At 38.3% G+C, this 6,437-nt stretch carries 8 protein-coding genes and 1 pseudogene; all 9 read right to left on the bottom strand.

What is annotated here, in order from left to right; translation table 11 throughout:
- Window positions 1-10: 10 nt before the first annotated feature.
- On the bottom strand, window positions 11-238 hold the full coding sequence (locus IM515_RS03635; RefSeq protein ID WP_287629125.1) for a hypothetical protein: 228 nt from the start codon (window positions 236-238) through the stop codon (window positions 11-13).
- A 403-nt stretch (window positions 239-641) separates the two neighbouring features.
- A complete protein-coding gene (locus IM515_RS03630; protein WP_287629124.1) occupies window positions 642-1,172 on the bottom strand; it encodes a hypothetical protein in 531 nt (176 codons plus the stop codon).
- Window positions 1,173-1,200: 28 nt separating this feature from the next.
- Entirely contained in the window at window positions 1,201-1,698 is a 498-nt protein-coding gene (locus IM515_RS03625) for a hypothetical protein (protein WP_287629123.1), read from the bottom strand.
- A 71-nt stretch (window positions 1,699-1,769) separates the two neighbouring features.
- On the bottom strand, window positions 1,770-2,417 hold the full coding sequence (locus IM515_RS03620; protein WP_287629122.1) for a hypothetical protein: 648 nt from the start codon (window positions 2,415-2,417) through the stop codon (window positions 1,770-1,772).
- A 33-nt stretch (window positions 2,418-2,450) separates the two neighbouring features.
- Window positions 2,451-2,660, bottom strand: coding sequence for a DUF2283 domain-containing protein (locus tag IM515_RS03615; protein WP_271989764.1), 210 nt, complete (start codon window positions 2,658-2,660; stop codon window positions 2,451-2,453).
- On the bottom strand, window positions 2,657-3,034 hold the full coding sequence (locus IM515_RS03610) for a DUF4258 domain-containing protein (RefSeq protein WP_287629121.1): 378 nt from the start codon (window positions 3,032-3,034) through the stop codon (window positions 2,657-2,659). Before IM515_RS03610 ends, IM515_RS03615 begins: the two co-directional genes overlap by 4 nt.
- A gap of 101 nt (window positions 3,035-3,135) precedes the next feature.
- Window positions 3,136-4,653, bottom strand: coding sequence for an ATP-binding protein (locus IM515_RS03605; RefSeq protein WP_287629126.1), 1,518 nt, complete (start codon window positions 4,651-4,653; stop codon window positions 3,136-3,138).
- Window positions 4,653-5,993, bottom strand: a complete 1,341-nt coding sequence (locus tag IM515_RS03600) for a hypothetical protein (protein ID WP_287629119.1) — start codon at window positions 5,991-5,993, stop codon at window positions 4,653-4,655. Before IM515_RS03600 ends, IM515_RS03605 begins: the two co-directional genes overlap by 1 nt.
- A 236-nt stretch (window positions 5,994-6,229) precedes the next feature.
- A pseudogene (locus tag IM515_RS03595) lies at window positions 6,230-6,437 on the bottom strand (hypothetical protein); the annotation flags it as partial.

The following is a 6,437-nucleotide window of genomic DNA, read 5'->3' as shown; positions in this document are numbered from 1 at the left end:
ATTGGCTGATCTACTGATCCTGATCTTCACGATTAAACCAGCCTGTAATATCAACGAAGCCGTCGTCTTTGTAATCAACAGGATTAAAGTTTGCTTCTATGTCAGCTTGTTCTATATCATCAACATAGGGAATCAGCATCTGGAAGAATTTAAACCACTCTTCCCGCATAACTTCGCGGACGCTTTCCTTGATGATGGTTTTGAGCATTAGAGCATCTAAGGTGTTTGCCGGCTCCATATATTTTCCTCCAATCTACTCAAGAAAACGGGTTTCTTACAGCAGTTATCTTAATGATCAGGTAGGCAGTTTTCGTTTTGGGGAGTCGGTGGTCGATACCAAATTAGGTTACACTTCATCTTGATGAGCAATATTGTAACAATTTTTTGAGGCTCAACTAAGTCATTAATGTAAATTCTCAGAAGTAAAATGTAGGCTGCGTTATACGGCGACAATCTTGGCTTTTACTTAGGAATAACAATCCGTCGTAACGCACCAACGACGAGACATATTAAAAGTAGAATAATACCTAATTATAGATAAAAATCGGGCTAAAGCCTCGCAACAAACCTGATTTTATGACAAGGTTTGTAGTTGCGCTTCAGTGATAAACTCTGGATGTTTGAACAATCAATTAAGGTTATTAATTACCTCCTAACGAATCTAAATATCGCTGATAGGCTTGTTTTTGTTCTTCCTCTGAGAAATACTGTAAAGCAGGATTTTCGGTTAACCACTCATCGAAAGAGAGGATATTCACTGCTTGAGATTTTGAGTACCTTTGATAAGCTTCTCGTTGTTCTTGTTCGGAAAAATGCTGTAATGCAGGGTTTTGATTAACCCATTCTTCAAAGGTTAATACTTGGGATGTGCTGGAAGGAGGTTGTGGTTTGGGGGTTGGAGTTTGAGGAGTCGGAGGAGTTGGAGGAGTTGGATTGGAAAATGATTGGTTGTTGTGATGATCCTCCTCTGTGTAAGAATACCAGTAAACATTTTTGTCTTCTACTTTGCTTAAGGAAGCAACTTTTTGCCATCCAAATCCTGTTTTTCCCACAAAAAAACCAGAAATTAATAGCATATCCTCTTCTGCTATTTTATGTCTGATTTCTGACATAGCTCTACTTCTTTCAGTTGAATTACGATGTGACCATTCTTGGCTTAAATCTTGAGCCATATCTCTCGCTTCTTTCAAGTTAGCTAAATTAATTAGGAAAACCCATTACTTCACTTCGTTTACCCAAAAAAACCATTATTGCAGTGATACTGTGCAAACCACCAGAATAAGCACCCACTTTGTAGGGTCTTAAATCTAAACCAAATCTCTTAAATTGTTTAAGAGTATTGTCTAAAATATAGACAATACCTTCAGGATATTCTGTTCGCAAAGCTTCTTTTATAATCCAAGTGTAAGCATTTGATATTCTGCCAGCAATAATTCCCGATTTAGAGGATTTATAGAGCCAACTAAAAAATACAATCGTAGTTATAACTGAAAATAAGTTTGTTAGATCATCAGAAAGATTGCGCGAAATAATATCATAATTCTCTTGAGAGACTTCAATTATTAATTCCACAACAAACAGTATAACAGCACACATAAACCAAATAAACGGATAGGAAAGAATAATGACTAGAATAAACAAAAAAGCGCGAAATGGTGTTTGAAAGATGTATTCTGGAGTTAAGACTTGATTTTTCATGATTACCTCTTTGCAGACTTTATTGCTTGATATTGAGATAGTCTCTAGCTTTATGTGTGAATTGACTTTTTTCATCCTAATGTAAGAGGATTTCCGGGTTTTCGTCCTCTTGATGATTCTGGTGTTGATGGGTTAGGATCTTCATCATCATCATTGGCATCATCTTCTGGATTATCATTATTGTCATCATCAGTAGCTTCTTCATCCGTTACTTCAGACGTTGATGGTTTAGAATCCCCATCATTAGAATCTTCAATTTTAGAACCTGGCGATGGTGAAAAATCTCCTAGCGAACCGCCTCCATCAGTACCTCCTTTTTTAGTGCTTTTATCTTCGTCTCCGTCTTCCTTTCCTTTATCTTCGTCTCCGTCTTCCTTCTCCTCATCTGTTGGTTCATTTTCAGGAGTCTCAGATTGTTCTGATTCTAATTGCGCTAAAGCCTCCTCATCTGTTGGTTCATTTTCGGGAGTCTCAGATTGTTCTGCTTCTAATTGTGCTAAAGCCTCCTCATCCGTAGATTCATTTTCGGGAGTCTCAGATTGTTCTGATTCCCATTGCGCTAAAGCCTCCTCATCAGTTGATTCATTTTCTGTAGTTTCAGATTGTTCTGATTCTAATTGTGCCAAAGCTTCATCATCAGTTTGTTCTATTTCTGCTGAATTTTCTAAACTTTCAGAAGACTCTTGACTTTCTGTTATCGATCTGCTTTCGATATTCATATAATTTTAAATTTTGGTTAATAAATTAATAATTTAGGAAGGTTTAGATGATTGGATAACGTAACTGATAGCTTGAGGATTATCAACTCGTTGAGAAGCATCAAGAATTTCAATACCCACTATTTTCCCCTCATCATTATAGTCAAAAATCATGCCGTTTTCGTCTTCATCACTTTCTGCGATTGTAGTTTCACAAAAGATAATGTTCATTATATCTACTTCTGGATCATAAATAATTTTCATGGCTTTCCCCAATACTTATTAATTTTACTCGTTCGGTAGGCTGTAATCACTTCTATTGGTTCTCGATCACTCTCAACAATAAGTCGTAAGAGGTATTCTTTACCGTCTCCAAAGTCTAGGCGAGATTGATAAACCTTTCGATTATTATAACCCGATACTATCTGTTCTGGATTGTTGAGTACCGATTTTACTAATTCTGGGGGAATATCCCGTTTTTCCATTTCTTGTAAAACATGGTCTTTCAATATATATTCGGTTTCTTCTAGTTGAGATTGTTCTTGTTCCCATTGTGCTAAAGCTTCATCATCATTTTGTTGTATTTCCGTTAAGTCTTCTGGATTTTCCGAAGAATCTTGACTTTCTATAATGCTCATAGGCTGTTACTTCCTAGTCAATCAAACATCTCTGATATGCTTGTTGTTGTTCTTCTTCTGATAAAACCTGTAAGGCAGAATTGTGATTAATTTATGCTTCTCTATTCTTCATAAATTACCTCTTTAAAAGACTTGATAAAAATATTTTTACGACTTTGATTAATAGCATTGATTCCACATCGGTGTGCTACTTCTTGAGTATAACACCAAGCCTTATCCAAATAATTCTCCTCCCGAACATTAGTTACATTTAAAACAAGTCTAGCAAGATTTTTCATGGGATCAGTCTTAAATTGAGCCTTTTTGAACTTTTCCCACGCCTCGTTAAACTCATCCTTGGTTTCCTCCACTAACTTAATAATATCATCCCGATACTCACAGCGATCTGTACACAAAGAACAATTAATACTTGATTCCTTCCCTACACCAAACTGACTCATATAAACCCGCACCTCTTCATCAGACTGCTGCGGACTAAAATTCTCATCGAATCCTCGATAACAATTCTCTATCGAAGACTTACCCTCATAAGTGGGTGGTGCAGGATCTTTATACACTGGAACATCCACAAAAGTCGCCTTCTGTAGTCCGGTATAAAATATTGCTGCCCTCCCTGTCTCGCATTTTCCGAGAAAATCCCGCTGCTCCTCACTCATAATCATAGCATTGGCGATCGCCTCTCGATCATGAGTATCCCGCAACTGATGAGCAATTTGCACATTAGTATTTCGCATCGCATCTCGCGCTAATTTTTCGGGACTTTGATCAGCAATAATTAACCCTTCTCCATAAGCCCTGACCTCTGCTAACATATTACAAAATGATTGTACTGCTTTAGCTTTGACATCCGATGTCCCTCCCTCTTCACTTCCTTTTGAAGCCACATTTTCTAGGACATTGTGTGCTTCTTCTACTAAAGTAATATGGGTTAATTCCTTACTGGGATTTAATTCTCGATATTCTCGTAACATAGTTAAAAAGAACATCACCAACAAAGACTTATCTTGCTCATTGAGATCATTAAGTTCTAAAATAACTGGATGACTAAATAACTCCTCAGCACTTGGCTGAGAAATAGGACGACTAAACATTAACCCCTTACTTCCCATCAGTAATGGTTTGATTCTCCCCTTAATCGCTGCTTCTAGATTACTTTTAACCTCTCCTTGATACCCCCTTTCTTTTAACACCTTTTCTACAGCAAGATAAAAATCCTGCCTCGTCGGAAATTGACGAGGTTCTGCTTCAGGATTTCTCCCTTTATCAGTTAATTGCCAGCCTTTTTGCTGATAGATAACCTCTAATCCTTCCGCAATGACAGAAGGTAAAGGACCCACATGGGGTAACGCTCCCTCAAAACAGGTTTGTAGTTTAGCAATATGTGCTTCCACCCTAACACCTGGCATTAATTGAAATGGATTAAATCGCAACGGCGAAACAGTTTCATCTCCTAATGTATAAATTCTCAATTGATTCTTGAAAATATCTACTTTGCGTAAACCTCGATATTCTTTTTTGGCTGATTCAATCACTAAAAAAGGAATCTGAAACTTGCGCCAAAATTGATCCAACAAATACAAACAAGTGTTACTTTTTCCACTTCCGGTAAACCCCGTAATTAGCGCGTGTTTAGTAAAGGCATTTTCGAGAGAGTTGCTCTACCTCCCACATGAAAACGCCCTAAATCAATATTATCAGGAGGAATTTCCTCATTGCGCGGTCCTGGATGGAAATCTGGGGGACGTTGTTTAACCGGAATTCCTGGTACTCCCCCTTCCACCGAAACCGGAAACCGAAACGCCGAAGCAGCACCTCGGCCATCCATCAAATAGCGCAATCTTCGCAGAGAATCATGAGGCGCATTTTTACTGTGTAAATTGAGGATAAGAGGGCTAAAATCGAGTAATTTACAGACAGCTTGTAGGTAGGAACAATTGGGATAGGAAATCACTTTTGCTCCCGATGGGATAGGTTCTGTTTCTCCTAATGGGGACTCATAAGCTTGTTCTTCCCGCAAGGTACTTGCTAACGCTGAAGCAACTTGTTGAGCGACACTTTCATCATGGGAAAAGCAAAAAATTGTCGCCAAAAAAGGATGAGTAAGTCGGCGTAAATTTGCCGCATATAGCCTCGACTCCCAACGCAACTGAGGATCAGTTTTACTTTGGGAAGGGTTAACTTGAGCATTGCCAAAATTTGTCCCTCTAGTTTGCATTTGGGCTAAACTTTCCGCTTGTCTGGCAATATCAGCAATTAAGTTTTTTTCTTCAGGTTTAAGTTGAGTTGGACTGAGGAGAATACAGATACTCATCGGTAAATTTTGTGCTGCAATCGCATTAAAAGGAACAAGAAATGTTCCTCCCGCGCCCCACCAAGGACGAATCGCGTAAAGTTGTTTTTCTTGCTCAGAATAAATCAACTCTTTGGGAATCGAAAATTCCGCCTCAGCAGCAGAATTTTGAGGATTACCCGTAATCGGAGTATCTTGTCTGATAGGAGTTTTAACTTCTTCCTGGCAAACTTCAAAACAATAGTTGTAATTATAATTCTCTGACAACTCTTGTAATTGTGCTTGATTCAGGACTTCTGGCTCAAAACCAAAAGATGCTAACATTCTTCTTAAATCTGTAAGCAGAATATTCGCTTGATTTTCTCCTTGGGAACTTTTAGGAGTGCGTAACCGCCCTAAAATATAACTATCAATACGTTTATGAGTCTGATTGAGATCAAATCTAAGAGCATAAGTCACATCACCACTGCTGCGCCACAACCCAGAGACAAATTGTGTCCAGCGACGACAATATTCCTGGATGCGTTCCGGTGGTTCTTTTCCTAATAGAGTATGATCGAGGAGGAAATCAGGTAAAAAGAGAATTTGCAATCCAAACAAAAATCCTTTAGCAGTATCTTGTTTGGGGTTTAGGTAGAGTATATTTGAATAAGAATCTGTTGATAACATGATAGTTTAGTGGCGATTCGTTCCCGTCCAATTTTAAAGGCGAAAGCCTGAAACCTAAATGGATTAACCAATATTATAACCTGAACTTTGCTTGTCGGCCGACACTGCAATAAAATGTAGGGGGCGTTAGACGGCGACAATCTTGGCTTTTACTTAGGGCTAACAATCCGTCGTAACGCACCAACTACGAGAGCTATTAAAAATAGAATAATGCCTAATTATAGATAAAAATTGGGCTAGAGCCTCGACAACGAACCTGGAACGCACCAACCACGAAATATATTAAAAATAGAATAATGCTCGCCAATTTTAGTTAAAACAGATTTTCGGCTATTGGCATCTAGTTTCTCCAAAAATTTATTGGCTGATCTACTGATCCTGATCTTCACGATTAAACCAGCCTGTAATATCAACGAAGCCGTCGTCTTTGTAATCAACAGGATT

The organism is Microcystis sp. M44BS1, from assembly GCF_020244875.1.
Lineage (GTDB): Bacteria > Cyanobacteriota > Cyanobacteriia > Cyanobacteriales > Microcystaceae > Microcystis > Microcystis panniformis.
Note: the sequence above shows the minus strand (reverse complement) of the source record. Positions and strands in the feature narration are given on the sequence as shown.